Below are 17,295 nucleotides of genomic sequence, written 5' to 3' on the forward strand. Positions count from 1 at the left end.
TGCGAACGATGCGCGCATTCAATCGAAGAACAGCACGGCGGCAACGCGGGTCGGTGGTCATCACTTCGGTCATCGCATTGAGCCTTCTGGTCATCGTGCTTGTCGGCGTTGAGTTGGGCTACATGTTCTTTCTGAAACGCGAGCTTCAGAAGACGGCTGATCTTGCTGCGCTGGCGGGTGCGCAGGCCTTGCTACCCGCAAGCTGCGGCGAGGCAACAACCGCGGCAGTGGCGAATGGTGGGCAAAACATGCCGCAACTGATGACGCCGATCACAGCAGCAGAAGTCCAGTGCGGCAACTGGGACCCGACCCTGCGCCCAGCGCCCCTTCACTTTGGCACACCGGAGAGCGGGCAGATCCTCAATGCCGTGCGGGTAACACTCACCAGGACCGCACCACGCCTGCTGCCGAATCTGCCGGGCAATCAGTCTTCCGCCATCAGCGTCGAAGCACTCGCAGCCAAGAAGCAGCCACTCGCCTCACTGAGTATTCGCAGCACGATCGCAGCCATCGACACCCAGCGTTCGTTGATCTTGAACGCCCTCTTCGGCGGAATGCTCGGGGGTGCCGTCGATGTTTCTGTCGGCGGCTGGCAAGGGTTGCTCGACACCAATATCAAACTGCTCGATTTCCTCGACCAGCTCAAGCTGGATCTCAACATCAATGCCGCCAATTACGACGAAGTGCTTGGCACCAATGTAAACGCCGGCATCCTTCTGCAAAGCATGATCACGGTCATGGAACGCGGCGGCACCAGCGCCAGTGTCGCGGTGCAGGCGTTGCAGCAACTTCTGACAGCGTCGGCCGGGTCGGCCCAGCCTCTCACCGTCGGTGAACTGCTGAACATTGCTACAGGAACGGAGGCCGCGGGATTGCAGACCGACCTGCAGCTCTTTCAACTCGCTCAGGGTGTGGTGCAACTCGCGAATGGCAAGAACGCACTGGCCGCCGATCTTCCGGTGAATGTTCCCGGGATTGCCGGTGTCACCGCCAAGGTCCGTGCGATCGAGCCACCGCAGGTTTCGGCGGTTGGGGATCCTTCCTTGATCAACGCAAGTCTGGGTGTGAACGATCCCAACAAGATCTATGTGCGGACGGCACAGATTCGGTTGTTGCTTTCTCTGAATCTGAGCGGTTTGGGAACGGTTGTTTCGGACGTCGCATCGGCCGCATTGAGCGCACTGACTCCGATCGCCAATTTTCTGAAAACTGTGGCGAGCCTAGACCTTCCGAACATCGTTCCGAATCTGGTTGGCACCATCGCGTGCGGCGGCTTTCTCTTGCCTGAGTGCGCGGAAATGCAAGTGATCTATACCTCGGCATTGACTACGCCCATCGACGTCAGCGTCAGCTCCGGCAACGGTTCGGCCCTTGTAACGGACCACACATGTGGCGCAAGCGACAGTAAGACACTCGACGTTCAGGCCTCGACCAGCATTGCGCGGCTCAACATCGGCAGAGTGTCGAACGCTCTCTCATCTTCCCAAGCCGCGACGGCGGAGCCCGTCGAAATCCTCGAGATCGGCTATCGCGTAGCCAAGCCTTCCTTTTGCCTGCTTTCAGTGCTCTGCACCGGCACGAAATGGAAGAACGCAGCAGGCACGTTCGTGAACGACGAAACGAGCGCCAAAAAGAACATCATTTCGGGCTTGGGGCTGGTGATCAATTCGGACGTGGGAGGAAGCGCCAGCAACCGAACCCTGACCTATACCGCACCCGCTGCCGAAAATCTGCCCGAGATCGATGCCGCGCCGTATGACGGCGCCGGTGCTGATCCTTCATTCCAGCCAATCAGCGCGCAATCGCTGGTCCAGAGCCTAGGCCCCACACTCGCCGGCATACAAATCATGCCGTATTCAAGCGCCGCCAGCGGCATTCTCGGACCGCTGCTCAACGGCACTTTGAACATCGTGAGCGGCCTGCTCAACACCGTAGAGACCATCATCACGAATGCGCTCTCTCCTTTGCTCGATCCCGCAGTCAACCTGCTTCTGGATTCGCTCGGCATCGACCTCGCCAAAGCGGAGGTCGGGGCTCGCCTTTCCTGCAACCGGGGCGCCGAGCTTGTCTATTGAAATACGTATTCCCCTGTCATGAGCGCTCCCCCAACTTCGACGAACTCGACCTCTTTGTCTGGGAAGGCAAGGCCGACATCCTCGACCGTATCGCGCGGTGCATGGCGAGCTTCGACGTGGAGGTGATTCGCGCCGATGGCATGCCGGCGCCGCAGCAGGAGCGCGGCACTGCCCTTCGGCCTTCGGTTGCCATCATCAGCGTCACGGTCATCGACAGCGGTGCGCTGGCGCATGCGACGGAGTTGCTGCAGGGCATGCCGGTGATCTGGGTGGCGGCGGCTTCGCGCGAGCGCGATTCGCGCACTTACCCGCCGGAGTACCTGCACGTTCTGCCGTATGACTTCACCTGTGCCGAGCTGCGCACGATGGTGGCAAAGCTGGTGCGGCAACTGCGGGCGCGCGACGTAGCGCCGCAGGCGCCCGATGTGCTGGTGGCGCATTCAGACGCGATGAAATCGCTGCTTGCCGAAGTGTCCGCCTTTGCCGACTGCAACCACAGCGTGCTGGTGCGCGGCGAAACGGGCGTGGGCAAAGAGCGCATTGCACAGCAGTTGCACCTGGGGCACCAGCACTACAGCAAGGGCGCGTTCGTGGCGGTGAACTGCGGCGCCATTCCCGACGGTCTGTTCGAATCGCTTTTCTTCGGCCACACCAAGGGCTCGTTCACCGGCGCGGTGCATGCGCATCGCGGTTATTTCGAGCAGGCGACGGGCGGCACGCTGTTTCTCGACGAGATCGGCGACTTGCCCAAGTACCAGCAGGTCAAGCTGCTGCGCGTGCTTGAAGACAACGCGGTCACGCGGCTGGGTGCCACGGCGCCGGTTCGCGTCGACTTTCGGCTGGTGGCCGCGACCAATCGCAACCTGCGCGAGATGGTGGCCAATGGCGACTTCCGTGCCGACCTGTTCTACCGGCTCGCGGTCATCGAACTGCATGTGCCCAGCCTCGAGGAGCGCGGCGAGATCGACAAGATCGCGATCTTCAAGGCACTGCTCGCCAACGTGCTGGGCGACGAGCTCGAGGCCTTGGGTGAAACGCCGCACTGGCTGAGCGATGCGGTGGCGGAAACGTACTTTCCCGGCAATGTGCGGCAACTGCGCAACCTGGCCGAGCGGGTGGGCGTGATTGCACGGCAGCTGCATGCATGGGACCAGAACCTGATTCAGCGCGCCATTGCACTCACGCGCGGTACGCCGACGCCCACGCCGGGCTCGGCCGAAAGAAACGGACACAACGGCGGCGCCAACGGCGTGGCGCTCGACAGCAACGGCGACCGCAAGGGATGGAACGGCAGCGAGCGCAACCGCATCATCGCGGCGCTGGAAATCAACGACTGGAAGCGTCAGGACACCGCGCAGCATCTGGGCATCAGCCGCAAGGTGCTATGGGAAAAGATGCGCAAGTATCAAATCCTCGACGGCGAGCCAGGCATCCCCGAGGACGCCTGAGCCCCTCGCCGCTCGTCAGCGCTCGGCCAGGCGGGCGGTGCGACGCAGCGGCGGGTTCGCCGCAGCCGCGGTGGCACCGCGATCGACAACAGGCTCGCTGGCACAGCTCGCGTTACTCGAAATGCACAGCGCGGTGAGCAGGCCGTCCTCGCTCAGGGCCGGCCGGCTCGGCGGGCCGAAGATGCGGTCGATCCACGCGTTGCTGGCTTCGGGATCGATGCGCAGTTCGCCGGTGGTGCGCGCCAGGCGCAGCTCCGAAATGCGCAGGTCGAACACGGCGTCGACATAATCGAACAGCAGGTTGTAGTAGTCGAGCTGCGCATCGAGCACGGCGGGCAAGGTCTCGCGCCCGAACTCCATCAGGCGCCGCCGGCCGCGAAAGGCCTGGCCCGATGTGCTGACCGCTTCCATCAGCTGACGCTCGCGCTCGCGGCCGGACACCGTGCGCGCCCACGAGGCCGAAGTGAGCTCCAGCAGATTGAGCTTCACGCCTTCGAGCTTGGCTTCCTGGTTGGCAACCTCGGCCAGTGCGGACTTCAGGCGCAACTGGCGATCGAAGCCGTTGCCGAAGTTCCAGTTCAGCTCGAAGGCGGCGCGTGTCGGGTCTTGCGACGACACGCCGCGCGGGTCCTTGCTCTTCACGAACACCGCATCCACCGTCGGATAGATGCTGGCCTCCTGCTGGTCGACGAGCGCCTGGGCCCGGGCGACGCGGCCCTTGGCCTCGGCTATCTCGGTGCTGCGCTCTTCGGCGCGGCGCAGGGCCTCTTCATGCGAAGCGATGCGCCAGAACGTGGGCGCGGCGAGCACAGGCAGCGAATCGGTGTTGGGCGTGAACTTGAAGTAGGTGTTGAACTTGGCCACCGCCTCGTCGCGCTGCGCCTGAAAGTCGGATTCGCGCGCAGCCACGCTGGCCCGGCGCGCGGCCGCCATGTTCAGGTCGTTCTCGCCCGCGGCACCGAGTGCAACGCGCCGGGCCTCGGCCTTCGACAACTCGGCCACCACTTCGGTGGACTTGCGCGCGATCTGCTTCTTCAGGTCGAAGCGCTGCACCTGCAGGTAGGCGGTCAGCGCGTCGAGCACCACCTTCTGCGACGTGGTCACCACCGCCTCGTCGTCGGCCTGGTTGCCGGCTTCGGCCGCGCGCACCGCCGCGCTCATGGCGCCGCCGTCGATCAGGCTCACGCGCGCCTCGGCGGTCAGCACGGTGTAGTTCTCGGTCTTGGCGTTGGCCGCGCCGCTGTTGTAGTTGCCCGAGGCGGTGCCCATCTTGAAGCGCGGAAAGCGCGCCTTCTTGGCAGCGTCCACGCTGAAGCTGCTGGTGTTGGCGGCCGCCTGCGCGGTCTGCACTTCAGGGTATTCCTGCGACAGCGCGACCAGCGCCTGCTTCACGCGCTGCGCATAGCTTGCGGCGCCGATCGACGGAGTGGAAAGGCGGCGCGCCGGCACCAGTTGCGCGGGCGGCTCCTGCGCAATGGCGGCGCCCGGCGGCAGCGCAAAGCTCGCGCTCAGCGCTGCACAGAGAACGCCGCGGCCCATGCGGCGCGGGCTTGCCGATTTGCTGCTCCTCATGGTTCGCGAAACGCTTCGCGCCGCAGCTTGAGCACGGGGCGAAGGATGTACCAGATGAACGGATCGGTTCCCACTTTCAGGTCGACCTCCGACTCCATGCCGGCGGTGACGCGGTTGTCCTGATGGCCTACATAGGCCTGCCCGGTGCTCACCAGGATGCGGTAGTAAGGCGCCGCGTTGGCAACGGCCGGATCGCGGTCGGCATCGGCGGCCACCAGCGTGACCTTGCCGTCGATGGCGCCGTAGCGCAGGTAGTCGTAGGCGGTGATCTTCACGCGCGCCGCCTGCCCCACTTCGACAAAGCCGCGGTCGTTGGGGTTCAGGCGCGCCTCGATCATGACCTCGTCCTTGTCAGGCACCACTTCCATGATGGCTTCGCCAGGCTTGATGACCCAGCCCGGACTGGCACTGCGCAGGCCCTTCACGATGCCGTCGGCCGGCGCCTTGACGATGGTGCGGGAGCGCTGGGTGCGCGCGCGCGCAAGGTCTTCGCTCAGGCTTGCGAACTGGCGCTCCACGGTGGCCAACTCGTCGGAGGCGCGGCGGCGAAAGCGCCCTTCGGCTTCGGCCATCTTGGCCTGTGCCTCGGCAATGGCGGCACTGGCGGAAATGGCGCCCTGGCGTGCCACGGCCAGTTCGCTTCGCACGCCCTCTACCAGCCTGCGCTTTTCGAGCACCTCGACCTGCCCGACAAGTTTTTCAGCCAGCAGCTGCTCCGAAATCTCGAGCTCCTTCTGCATCAGCGCCAGGCGGTCGTTCAGGCCCTTGACCTTGGCCTGCTGTTCGAGCTCCTTGCTGCGCGCCTGTTCGAGCCCCGACACCGCACCGGCCATCACGCCGCGCTGCTCGAGCGCGCGTGCTTCATAGGCACCGGTTTCGCCGTCGAGCACGCTCTCGTCGATATCCGCCGCAAAGCTCTCGCGCTTGAGCGGCTTGCCGCGGCTCTCGGCAATCAGGCGGATGCGCGTGGCTTGGGTGGCCGCATAACGGGCGGTGAGCTCCTCGAAGTTGAGGCCGCTGCCGCCCAGGTCGATCTCGACCAGCGACTGGCCCTGCTTCACGCGGTCGCCTTCCTTCACCAGCACGCTGCTGACGATGCCGCCTTCCAGATGCTGGATCGACTTGACGCGGTCGGACGGAATCACGCGGCCGGGCGCCACCACCACCGTCTCCATCGGAAAACCCAGGCCGACCACCGCCAGCACGGCCACCACGCCGCCGATCACCCACTGTCGGCGCCGGCCCTCGGGCGATGCATGCGCCGCGCGCTTGTGCTCTTCGTCCTGGAGTATCTGCGGCAGATCTGATTTCAAGTCGCGGTCCCTGTTTGGTCTTTGATCGACTGGCTCACGCCATCGAACGGGTCGCTCCGGCGGCGCCCTGCGAGTGCGCATCGGCGTCGCCGTCTCCCGCGGCCGGGTCGGTCAGCGCCACCAGCGCCTTCTTCACACCGAAAAGCTTCGGCACCATCACCGCGGCCGTTCCCTGTTCGACATTGCCCTGCCCCGTCACGTGATAGACCACCGTGGCGGCCGATACGATGCGCAGCGAATGCGTGACCACCACCACGGTGCGCACCTTGGCCACCGCGAGCAGCGTGGCGAGCAGCGTGCGTTCGCTCTGAAAGTCGAGATCGTTGCTCGGCTCGTCGAGCACCAGCACCGAGGGTTTGCGCAGGAAGCTCATGGCCAGCGCCAGCTTGCGCCGTTCGCCCACCGAAAAGCCGGTGCCGCCTTCGCCCACCACGGTGCGGTAGCCGTCGGGCAGCTTCGAGATGAAGTCGTGCGCGCCCGAGAGCTTGCAGGCCGCCACCACCTGCTCGTCGCTCTGCCCCGGGGCCGTGCGGCGCATGGTGTCGATCAGCGGCCCGCCAAACCAATAGACCTCTTGCGAGAGATAGCTGATCCAGCGCGAGAGCTCTTCGCGGCCGAACTGCGACAGGTCGTACTCGCCGATGCTGATGACCCCGCGCGTGGGCGTGTACAGGCCCGACAGCAGCTTGACGAGCGTCGACTTGCCGGCGCCGTTGCGCCCGACGATCACATGCAGGCCGCCGGGTCCGATGTCGAGGTCCACGTTTTCAAGCACCGGCTTCTGCGCGGTTTCGGTAAAGCTGAAGCTCACGTCCTTGAACGTGACGCGGCCCAGCGGTTGCGGCAGCGTCATGCCGCTCGGCGGCTTTTCGACGGGCTCGGAAAGCACCTTCTCGAGCCGCTTTGCCGCCTCTTTCGCCGCGGCCAGCGAGCGCCAGCTCGAGACCAGGCCCGCCACCGGCTGCAGCGCCTTGAGGGCCAGCATGTTCGATGCGACCAGGCCGCCGACCGTCATCCATTGCTCCATGACGGAGACAGCGCCCACCGTCACCACGATCACCGAGAAGACCGTCAGCAGCACGGTGGTGCCGTCGCGCGCGGTTTCGATCTGGCCGTTCTTGCTGAAGCTTTCGCTCAGCCAGGCGTTGTAGGTCTGGCGCCACATCTCGATGGTGGGGCCGTCGTTCGACTGCGTCTTGAGCGTTTCGCGCGCATTGCAGATCTCGGAGGTCATGCGGTCGAGGCCGCGGCCTCGCTGCACTTCTTCCACCCGGCCGGTGCGCACTTCGTCGGCCCACCACCAGGCCAGGAAGGCCATGACACCCAGGAACAATGCGACCACCGGCAACACCGGCAAGGCGACGATGCCGATCACCACCAGTGCGAAGATCGCCATCGGCAGATCGAAGATCGATTGCGCTAGGCCGCCGGTGACCGTGCCGCGCACCGAAGCCACGTCGCGAAAGAACTGATGCCAGATGGAGGCCGGCCGCGCTTCGAGCGCGCGCAACGGGCGGTTCAGCATCGAGTTGAGCAGCGCACCCGACACGCCGTGATCGATGATGGCGCCCGCATTGCGCAGCAGGCGCGAGCGTCGCGCGCGCAGCCAGAACTCGAGGCACAAGAAAAACAAAATGCCGCTCACCAGCGCGGCCAGCGTCGAGATGCCGCCGCGCGAGAGCACGCGGTCATACACCTGGAGCAGGAAGATCGACGGCAGCAAACCGAAGAGGCTGATGGGCAGCGAGCGCCACGCTGCGCTCTTCACCAGCGGATAGGCATCGCGAAAAGCCTTGTTCAGCGCACCTGCATACGGACTCGCGCCCGGCTCTTCGGGCGCATCGGCAACCAGTTGGCTGGGCAAGAGAAACTTGATCATGGGAAATGGCCGATCCGTCGGGCAGTGACGCCTCGAAGATTATCAACTGTTACCCTTCTGTTACAAGCAATATCTACCCTTGTATGCCGAGGCAGCGCGGCGTTCGTGTGTATTCCTTCACAGCCAATCCGTCGGGCTTGGCGACAGCTTTGTTACCGCGCTCCGCCTGCAAGCAGCCCGAGGTTTTTCTCGCAGCCGGACGGGCCTCGTCGGTCGGCAGCCCCTTGGCCAACGCCAGCGCGACATTCGCGCACAGCAACATGCAAAGGAGCCAGGCGCCAAGCAACTGCAGCCAGCCGAGCCACCAGCGGCGCGCGGGCGCCGCCGCCTCTGCCGGATAGCGTTGAACGGGCAATGGCAGATATGCGCTGAATTTCATGGCAGTGCTTTCAAAACCCGGGCCAGCCGGGACAGGCCGACGCCTGCGGAACTCTTGGCCAACACCCAGTCACCGGGCTGCACCAGGCCTCCGAGCGCGGTCGACAAATCGGTCACATCGACGAACCAGTGCGACCGGACCTTGGTGCGGATGCGCGCATGCAGCGCCCGCATGAGCGGGCCGCACAGCAGCACGCGGTCGGGCTGCGAGGCGAGCAGCTCCGGCTCCAGGTCCAGGTGATGCCGCTGCGCGGCGGGGCCGAGCTCCTGCATGTCGCCGAGGATCGCCACGCGGCGCGCCGGCTCGCAAGGCGCCTGCGACAGCAGCTCGAGCGCGGCGCGCATCGAGCTCGGGTTGGCGTCGTAGGTCTCGTCGATCAGCTTGAAGCTGCCGCCGCCGATGTGAATGGTGTGCAGCGCGCCGCGCCCGCCCGGCGGCTCGAAGTGCGCAAAGGGCTCCACCGCGGCGGCAAGCTTCAGGCGCATGGCCTGCAGCGCCGCGAGCACGGCCACGGCGCTCGCGCCCATGTGGCGCCCGGGCGCATTGAGCCGCAACTGGAACGGTTCGCCCAGCACCAGGGCCTGGACCTCGCCGTGGTCGAAGGCGAGCAGCCGCACGTCGGCGTCCTCGTGCTCGCCGTAGGTCACGATCTGGAGCTGCTGCGCCATCGCGGCTTCCGCGAAGGTCGCGAATTCGGGAATGTCGCGGTTCAGGACGGCGCTGTCGCCTGGCGCCATGCCCTGGAAGACGCGGCTGTCCAGGCGTGCCGCGGCCTCCGATGGGCCACGCGTTTTTTGCGCAGCCGCCGAGAGCCCCGTGACCACCGCCAGCATGGGGCGCACCAGCTGCGCCGAAGCCAGCATGTGCGGCGAGCCCATCTCGAGCACCCAGTAGGCGGCATGCCGCGGCATGCAGGTGAGGTTCCAGGCAATGCCCGAAGGCAGGCTCACATTGCCTTCAGGCCGGGCCACTTCACCCCACACGGCCAGCGCATCGGCGAGCATCGCGGCCACGGTGCTGCTGCCGGTGCCGCTGCCCAGCACGCCGCACACGCGCCCGCCGAACTCGGTGCGCGCATGCGCGCCCAGCGCCAGCACCGCCTGCAGCACGTCTGGCACCTGGAGCACGGGCACGCGCTTGTCGAGGTGCGGCGCGGCATCGGTACACAGCACAGCGGCGGCCGGCTGCAACACGCCCTTGAGCGCCACCGCGGCCAGCGGAGTCTTCGAGGGGCGCACCTGGTGCTCGAACACCACGCGCCCCTTGCGCAGGAAAGAGCGCTGCGTCACGCCGGTGGCGCGCCAGCCCTCCTCCGGCCGAACCACCCATTCGCCACCGGTCACGCGCGCCATCTCGTTGGCGGTCCACGCGGCGCCGTCGTCGCGGGTACTGCCGGCGGTGGCACCAGGCACTGCGCGACGCTCTTGCAGGTAGCGGTGGTAGGCCGCAAGGCCCGACACGTACTGCGCCACGTCGTCCACGCGCACGCGAAAGGCGTGGTGCCGGGTAAAGAAAGACCCGACGACGGTGGACGGCCGCCGGAAGTACATCGCCATCTCGGGCCAGAAGAAGCCGTTGAGCAGGTAGTGGGCGCGGTATTCGAGCGCGCGGTGAAACTTTTCGGTGTCCAGCTCTTCGAGCAGGTGCCGCATGGCGGGCATGCCCTCTAGCCGCTGCAGCATCTGCTGTGCGGCCAGCATGAGCTCGAGCAGCGTCGGAAACGTGGTCTTGCGGTCGAGCACGAAGTCCAGGTAGCCGGCCACGTTCTGCAGGCCGAAGCGAAAGTACTTTTCCTGCGGGCTCCAGCGCGTGAGCTCGTTGACGCAGCAGCTCAGCCCGTGGTCGTGCGCCTGCCAGTGCTGGCTTGCAATGAAATGCTCGAACGCTTTCTCGACCGCCGCGAGCCATCGCGCATCGCGCGTGAGGCCGTACAGGCGCATGAGGCCCAAGGCCGCCTCGCCGTCGTAGTAGGCGGCGCGCGAGGCCTGCTTCACCGTCAGGTCGGCGGCATGCAGCACGTGGTTGAACCGCCCCGTGTCGGCGTCCTGCATCGCCACGAGGCCCAGCGCCAGCTTTTCGAGCAGCGGCAGCCAGTGGCGCGTGTCGGTCGCTTCGCAGTACTTTGCCAATGCGAGCACGCAGGCCGCGGTGCCGCTCAGCTTGATCTCTTCACCGGCTTCGACGAGAAACGCGGCTTCGCTGCCGTCCGCGAGCCTGTAGCCGCGTATGAGCCAGTTGGACAGATGGTCCAGCGCGCGGTCGATGGCGGTCCGCAGGTTGTCTTCACGCGTGAGCTCCCACGCCTCGATCATGGCGTGGAGCACGCTCGGATGGCGCGTGGGGTCCGAGGTCGGAATGCGGCGATCGAAGCACGGAAAGTAGCCGTACGCAAACCGCCCGTCGACCTGGACCTGCCGCGCAAGATAGGAGGCGCCGCTGCGCACGAGTTCGAGTGCCGACTGCGGCGTGAGCGCGGGCGCCTGGCGCCGCCCTGCATCGAGCCCCGTTCCCACCAGCTTGTGCACCACGCAATCAGGCTGGCAAAAAACACCCACCGTGGCCAGCAGGTAGACCGGCTGGTCCGCCGGCAAGTCGAGCATGAGCGTGCGTGCGAAGCGTGCCTGGCTGTAGCTCTCGAAGTTGCGCATGTTCACCACCGCATGCGCGATGGTCGAATCGGCATAGAGCATGGCGTTGGCATTGAGCTCCTGCTCGGTGAATGCCGTCTCGAAGTTCTTGTCGAACGCCAGGCCGAGCCGGAAGTAATTGCGCTTGACGGCCGCGAGCTGCGCCTTGAACTGGGCCCAGTCGATGGGGCTTGCGCCCTCGACCCAGTCGATGCGCAGCCACGGCGACACGATGCCGTTTTCGCGCACCCAGCGCGCGATGATTCCGGAGCCTTCGCGCCACGCGGTCTCGAACTCGGCCGCGCGCGCATGCACCACGTGCGCTCGCTGCGACCCGTCGCTGACCGAGAAGAAAAGCGTGAACGCCGGATAGGGCGCCGGCAGCGCCGCGCACACCGACACCAGGCGCTCGTGGCAGGCATGGAGCTGGTCGGAGAAGGACATCATTCGGCCTCGATCGAATACGGGAGACCGATCGCGCCCGTCATGTGCTCTCGCTTTTTTGACGCAGCGGACCGAAAGCTCCCCTCGAAGGCATCGCAGATCTCCGGATTTCAGCGGTAGCTGAATTCGGCTCGGCGATTGAGCTGATAGCCCTCCTCGGTGGTTTCAGGAGACGCGGGCTTTTCGATGCCCCAGCTGACGGCCTCGATGCGATCGGCCGGCACGCCCAACTGCGTGAGCGCGCGCTGCACCGATTCGGCCCGGCGCTGGCCCAGCGCAAGGTTGTATTCGCGGCCGCCGCGCGAGTCGGTGTGGCCCTCGATCATCACCTTGCTCGCAGGCCGGTTCCGCAGGAAGTTCGCATGCGCTTCCACCACGCTGCGGTACTGCGCCTTGATGTCGTATTTGTCGAAGTCGAAATACACGATCTTCGCTGCGGCCGGGCTCTCCTGTACCGGCGGAGCGGCCGGAGGCGGCTCCACCTTGGCCACCGGCGCGGCCTTGTTCGAGTAGTAGTACGTCGCGTCTTCGCGTCCGCTCTTGGGGCCTGTTCCGCAGGCGGCAAGGCTTGCCCCGAGTGCGACGACGGCCAGTATCCGGGAAGTGTTTTTCATGTTCGGTCCTTTTCGCGCGGGGCAGGCCGGTAAGGCCTGCCCCTTGCTTTGTTTTTCTTCTCCTACTGCTGCCCTTGTTCCTTAGCCGAGCAAGCCGTGCAGGATGTTCGTGACCGGAGTCAGAACGCTGCCGGTGCCGGCCGCCTGATCGACCAGGCTCGTGATCGGGGTCACGACATCGGTGACGATCGGTGCGGCTTGTTCCACGGTGTCCACCAGGCCGGCGACCGTTTCGACCACCGGCGCAAGCGTCGGGGCCGTACCGGCCAGGATGTCGGTCACCGGCTCGGCCACTTCGGACACCGCGGCGACCACCGGTTCGAGCGTCTCGCCCACGGAGCCGGCGGCGTCGAGCACCGGATCCAGGATGTTGGCGACCGGGCTGGTGTCGCCCAGCACGCCGCCAAGCAGGCCGCCATTGCCGAGCAGGCTGCCGACGAGGCCTTCGTCACCCAGGAGACCGCCGAGGAGGTCGCCACCGAGGACGTCGCCCCCAGCAGATCGCCGCCGAGCAGGCCGCCTACGACGCCGTCTTCGCCGAGCACACCGCCCAGCAGGTCGCCGCCGAGGAGATCGCCGCCAACCAGGCCGCCGACGATGCCGTCTTCACCGAGCACGCCGCCCAGCAGGTCACCGCCGAGCAGGTCTCCACCAACCAGGCCGCCGACGATGCCGTCTTCACCGAGCACACCGCCCAGCAAGTCACCGCCGAGGAGATCGCCACCGACCAGGCCACCGACGATGCCGTCTTCGCCGAGCACGCCGCCCAGCAGGTCGCCGCCGAGGAGGTCACCATCAAGCAGGCCACCCACGACGCCGTCGTCGCCCAGGAGGCCGCCGACAATGCCCTCTTCTCCCAGCAAGCCGCCAAGCAAGCCGTCTCCGCCGAGGACGCCGCCCAGCAAGCCGTCGTCGCCAAGCAGGCCGCCCACCACGCCCTCGTCGCCGAGCACGCCGCCGAGGAGGCCGTCTTCGGCAAGGAGGCTGCCCAGCGGGCCGGTACCACCCAGCAGGCCATCGTCGCCGAGCAGGCCGCCCACCACGCCTTCGCTGCCGAGAACGCCGCCCAGCACACCGTCGGTGAGGCCACCGAGCAGGCCGTCTTCACCGCCCAGCAGCCCGCCGAGCGGACTGCCTTCGATCAGGCCGCCAACCACGCCGTTCGCCCCGAGCAGGTTGTCGACCACGCCCTCCTGGCCCAGCAATCCGCCGGTCAGGCCTTCGCTGCCGAGCAGGCCGGCCAAGGTGCCTTCTCCGCCGAGCAGGCCACCCACCAAGCCGTCCCCCAGCAGACCGCCCACCAGGCCGTCGCCGCCGAGCACACCACCCAGCAGGCCCTCATCGCCCAGCGGTCCGCCGAGCACGCCGCCCAGCAAGCCGTCATCGCCGAGCAGGCCACCTGCGAGGCCGTCTTCGCCCAGCACGTTGTTCAGCAGGCCGCCCACAGCGCTGTCTTCTCCGATGAGATTGCCCAAGGCACCGTCTTCTGCGAGAAGGCCCCCACGAGGCCGTCCTCGCTCACCAGAGTCTGGAGCAGGCTGCCGTCGCCGAGAACGCCTTCGACCACGTTGCCAAGCGCGCCGCCGTCGCCGACGAGGTCTTCAAGAACACCGTCCAGGCCCAGGGCCGTGGTTGCGCCGCTGAGGATGCCGTTTTCGCCCACGAGATTGTCGAGACCGTTCTGGAGAGCGTCTGTGACGTGGTCGACCTGGCCCACCACCGAATCGAGAGCGCCTTCGCCCAGAAGGGCGCTGGCAATGGGGCCTGCCACGCCGCCCAAGCCGTCGACAACGGTTTCGGCGAAATCGTCGACCGGGTCGAGTTGGTTCGGATCGTTGCGCGTGAAGTTCTCGCCGAGCAACGGGGAGACCAGGTCATCGACGAGGTCGGTTGTGCTGTCGATCACACCCGGCACCGGGTTGAGAGAACCACCGAGGCCCAAGTTGCCGTCTGTCGTGCCGACTGCGCCTTCAAGGAGGTTGTCGCCCGGGTTGAGGAGGCCATTGCCGTCGGCATCGGAGTCCGAGTCTGCGTCTGCATCGGCGTCTGCATCGGCGTCTGCATCGGCGTCTGCATCGGCGTCTGCATCGGCGTCTGCATCGGCGTCGGCGTCGGCATCGGCATCGGCATCGGCATCGGCATCGGCGTCGGCGTCAGCGTCAGCGTCAGCGTCGGCGTCAGCGTCAGCGTCAGCGTCAGCGTCAGCGTCAGCGTCAGCGTCAGCGTCGGCATCGGCATCGGCATCGGCATCGGCATCGGCGTCAGCGTCAGCGTCAGCGTCAGCGTCCGCGTCCGCGTCAGCGTCAGCATCGGCATCGGCATCGGCATCGGCATCGGCATCGGCGTCGGCATCGGCATCGGCATCGGCGTCGGCGTCAGCATCGGCGTCAGCGTCACCGTCCGCATCTCCATCCGCGTCGGCGTCCGCATCCGCGTCGGCATCCGTCTCACCCGCGCCGACGAAGAACGGAATCGTTCCACCATCGCCGCCGCCGCCACCGCCGAGTGCGGCACCCAGGCCTGCGGCGCCCAGTGCGCCCAGCGCGAATTCGCCCAGGCCGAGGCCGCCGCCTGCGGCAACCTTCTTGGTGACGGCCAGCGCGGCCGCATCGGCATCGCTGTCGGGAGGGGTCACCTGCAGGTCGCCCGAGGCGACGTCCACGTTCACTTGTTCGAGGCCGCCGGGCAGCTTGGTCGAGCCGATGGTGGCGTCGGTGCCACCGGTGAAGACGCCGGCCAGCGGTGCCTTGTTGGTGGCCGAGCCGGGGAACAGCACGTTGGCCTGGCCGCCTTCGGGAACGATCACGCGGTCACCCGCCATCAGTGTCTGGTTGCCGTCCACCGGAATGCGGACGCCTTCGCGCATCACAGCGACGCCCGGCGTAGCATTGGACAATGTGCCAATGCCGGCGGGCGCCGCGGTCGCGGCGGGCGCCATCGCGCTGGCTGCGGCGGGGGCGCCGAGCGGCATGCTGGTGGCTTGGGCGATGACCACAGGAGCCACGCCACTGGCGGCGGGTCCTTCGGTCGAAACGGTCGATGCTTGGGGTGCGTTCATGGTTGGCCTCTGTGACAAAAGATGCATGTACAGGGGCAACTGGCGTGCCAAATCGTTAACAGATGTTCGCCGCCGCATCACAAACGATGCAAGTCTTTGATTTACATGGCTATTTTTTTAATTTCCGGGTCAAGAGGTCCGGCCAAAAACAGGCCTCGTGGAGGTGTTTTGGCCTTTCGTTACGTAACGATGTAACGTCGTGCTACCGGAACATCGGGCACGTTCAGAGCCCGCCCGCACGCGGATTTCTCCCTCTCCCTTCTTCTCTTTTTTCGGTCCCTCATATAGATATGTTCAATCCCTCCCAGGAAGACGTGCGCCGCTTCTTCTGCGACGTGTATGCGAAGCACCGGCAAGGCTTGCCGATGGAAGCCCTCGAGACGATTGCCGCGGGATGGATCGACGCGCACCCCGAATACCATGCGGATCTGGCCGACGCCGACGCGGCGGTGGCGCGCGTTTACGACGGCGCGAACGGCCGCGAGAACCCGTTCCTGCACCTTTCGATGCACCTTTCGATCAGCGAGCAATGCTCGATCGACCAGCCCCGCGGAATCCGCCAGGCGGTCGAACTGCTGGCCGCGCGCCGCGGCTCGCTGCTCGACGCACATCACGAGGCGATGGAGTGCCTCGGCCAGATGATGTGGGAGAGCCAGCGCGCCGGCCGCCCACCTGACGGCGATGGCTACGTCGCGTGCGTGCAGCGCCGGGCAACAAAATAAGGCTCGCCCCCAGGCTTCGCGCACTTCGTGTCGCTACTCCCACCCCTACCGGGGGCAACACCTGTGGCCCGGCGAAGCCGGTTCCACGGTGTTTCGCGAATGGATCAAGCCTGTGGCTTTTTTAAGGATCGGGCTGGAAGTGCTCCCTGCTGCTTCGCGCCTTCACGCAGCAGGGTGGCCATGGCGCCGCGCAGGGCGGAAGGCTCGGCCTCGCTGCGCAGCAGCAGGCCCACGGGCTCGTCGGTGCCGGCGGTTTCGATACGCAGCCTGACCAGGCGCGCGTCGGCCAGTTCCCCGCGCGCGGCGCCCAGAGGGGTGATCCACACCGCATCGGAAACCGCCAGCAGGCCGCGCGCCACCGCAACGTCGAGCGTCTGCAGCGCATTGGCGGGCAGCGCCAGGCCGCGCGCGGACAGGAAGCTTTCGGTGTTGTGGCGCGGGATCGTGCCCTCGCCGTACACCACGAGCGGATAGCCGAGCACCGCCTGCACCGACACCGCCCGGGCGGGCCGCACCGCGAGCGGATGGCCGGTGCGCACGGCAAACACCAGCGGCTCGGTGTAGAGCAGCTCGAAGCTGAGCCCGCCCATCAGGCGCGGGTCGCTCATGCGGCCGACCACCAGGTCGAGCTCGCCGGCGCGCAGTTCATCGAGCAACACCGGGTTGGCCGCAGTCTTCACCACCACCTGCACCGCGGGCCAGCGCTCGCGAAAGCGCGCAAGCGCCATGGGCAGCAGGGCCGGCGCCACGCTCGGCAGCGCGCCGATGCGCAGCCGCTCGACGCGCTCACCCGAGGCGGGCGCCACGGCCTCGGCGCTGGCGTCGAGCGCCTCGAGCACGCGCAGGGCATGGGCCAGCAGTTGCTCGCCGGCCGGTGCAAGCCCCTGAACGCCGCGCCGGCCGGCCTTGCTGCGCTCGACCAGGCGCGTGCCGACGATGGATTCAAGCTCGGAGAGCGTCTTGGAAACCGCCGGCTGGCTCAATGAAAGGCGCTCCGCGGCGCGCGCCAGATGGCGCTCCTGCGCCACGGCGACAAGGCAGCGCAGGTGGCGCAACTGCACGTTGCGCACAAAATCCTGGCGAAGGTCAGCTGTGTTTTTCAATTACCGTTGGTTATTCAGAACGAATCAATCTTCAATTTACATCATCGGACCGGACTTCTAA

Annotated in this window: 10 protein-coding genes and 1 pseudogene; 3 read left to right on the forward strand and 8 right to left on the reverse strand. The window is 66.5% G+C overall.

What is annotated here, in order from left to right; translation table 11 throughout:
* Positions 1–8 precede the first annotated feature (8 nt).
* Together M0765_RS04905 and M0765_RS04910 are read left to right on the forward strand one after the other, a co-directional pair.
* Positions 9–2,075 carry a TadG family pilus assembly protein gene (locus M0765_RS04905; RefSeq protein ID WP_258502341.1) on the forward strand — a complete coding sequence of 689 codons (2,067 nt, stop codon included), beginning with the start codon at positions 9–11 and terminating at the stop codon, positions 2,073–2,075.
* Complete coding sequence (locus M0765_RS04910) at positions 2,072–3,523, forward strand: sigma 54-interacting transcriptional regulator (RefSeq protein WP_258502343.1); 1,452 nt, start codon at positions 2,072–2,074, stop codon at positions 3,521–3,523. Before M0765_RS04905 ends, M0765_RS04910 begins: the two co-directional genes overlap by 4 nt.
* A 15-nt stretch (positions 3,524–3,538) precedes the next feature.
* Here M0765_RS04910 and M0765_RS04915 read toward each other — a convergent pair whose 3' ends face one another.
* The 7 genes and pseudogenes from M0765_RS04915 to M0765_RS04945 all read right to left on the reverse strand — a co-directional run bounded on the left by M0765_RS04915 (position 3,539) and on the right by M0765_RS04945 (position 15,409).
* Positions 3,539–5,095 (reverse strand): TolC family protein, encoded by a 1,557-nt coding sequence (locus M0765_RS04915; RefSeq protein ID WP_258502344.1) that lies wholly within the window; start codon positions 5,093–5,095, stop codon positions 3,539–3,541.
* Positions 5,092–6,408, reverse strand: coding sequence for an HlyD family type I secretion periplasmic adaptor subunit (locus M0765_RS04920; RefSeq protein WP_258502345.1), 1,317 nt, complete (start codon positions 6,406–6,408; stop codon positions 5,092–5,094). The genes M0765_RS04915 and M0765_RS04920 overlap by 4 nt, the downstream gene beginning before the upstream one ends.
* A 34-nt stretch (positions 6,409–6,442) precedes the next feature.
* Entirely contained in the window at positions 6,443–8,287 is a 1,845-nt protein-coding gene (locus tag M0765_RS04925; RefSeq protein ID WP_258502346.1) for a peptidase domain-containing ABC transporter, read from the reverse strand.
* 73 nt (positions 8,288–8,360) lie between these two features.
* Entirely contained in the window at positions 8,361–8,666 is a 306-nt protein-coding gene (locus tag M0765_RS04930; protein ID WP_258502348.1) for a hypothetical protein, read from the reverse strand.
* The gene (locus tag M0765_RS04935) at positions 8,663–11,740 is read right to left on the reverse strand and encodes a glutamate ligase domain-containing protein (protein ID WP_446751537.1); all 3,078 of its coding nucleotides are present in this window, start codon (positions 11,738–11,740) and stop codon (positions 8,663–8,665) included. Before M0765_RS04935 ends, M0765_RS04930 begins: the two co-directional genes overlap by 4 nt.
* Before the next feature lie 107 nt (positions 11,741–11,847).
* Positions 11,848–12,351, reverse strand: a complete 504-nt coding sequence (gene pal, locus M0765_RS04940; RefSeq protein ID WP_258502351.1) for a peptidoglycan-associated lipoprotein Pal — start codon at positions 12,349–12,351, stop codon at positions 11,848–11,850.
* An 81-nt stretch (positions 12,352–12,432) separates the two neighbouring features.
* A pseudogene (locus tag M0765_RS04945) lies at positions 12,433–15,409 on the reverse strand (hypothetical protein).
* Positions 15,410–15,699: 290 nt separating this feature from the next.
* Between M0765_RS04945 and M0765_RS04950 the strand changes: the two are divergent.
* Complete coding sequence (locus M0765_RS04950) at positions 15,700–16,131, forward strand: DUF1841 family protein (RefSeq protein ID WP_258502352.1); 432 nt, start codon at positions 15,700–15,702, stop codon at positions 16,129–16,131.
* 104 nt (positions 16,132–16,235) lie between these two features.
* Here the strand turns inward: M0765_RS04950 and M0765_RS04955 are convergent, their stop codons facing one another.
* A complete protein-coding gene (locus tag M0765_RS04955) occupies positions 16,236–17,234 on the reverse strand; it encodes a LysR substrate-binding domain-containing protein (RefSeq protein WP_258502353.1) in 999 nt (332 codons plus the stop codon).
* Between the last annotated feature and the right edge of the window lie 61 nt (positions 17,235–17,295).

The organism is Variovorax sp. S12S4 (assembly GCF_023195515.1).
Lineage (GTDB): Bacteria > Pseudomonadota > Gammaproteobacteria > Burkholderiales > Burkholderiaceae_C > Variovorax.

Excerpts from the sequence above, each read along its gene's own strand:
- M0765_RS04950 (WP_258502352.1), top strand. The coding sequence starts at position 15,700 with ATGTTCAATCCCTCCCAGGAAGACGTGCGCCGCTTCTTCTGCGACGTG.
- M0765_RS04915 (WP_258502344.1), bottom strand. The coding sequence starts at position 5,095 with ATGAGGAGCAGCAAATCGGCAAGCCCGCGCCGCATGGGCCGCGGCGTT.
- M0765_RS04935 (WP_446751537.1), bottom strand. The coding sequence starts at position 11,740 with ATGATGTCCTTCTCCGACCAGCTCCATGCCTGCCACGAGCGCCTGGTG.
- M0765_RS04930 (WP_258502348.1), bottom strand. The coding sequence starts at position 8,666 with ATGAAATTCAGCGCATATCTGCCATTGCCCGTTCAACGCTATCCGGCA.
- M0765_RS04905 (WP_258502341.1), top strand. The coding sequence starts at position 9 with ATGCGCGCATTCAATCGAAGAACAGCACGGCGGCAACGCGGGTCGGTG.
- pal (WP_258502351.1), bottom strand. The coding sequence starts at position 12,351 with ATGAAAAACACTTCCCGGATACTGGCCGTCGTCGCACTCGGGGCAAGC.
- M0765_RS04925 (WP_258502346.1), bottom strand. The coding sequence starts at position 8,287 with ATGATCAAGTTTCTCTTGCCCAGCCAACTGGTTGCCGATGCGCCCGAA.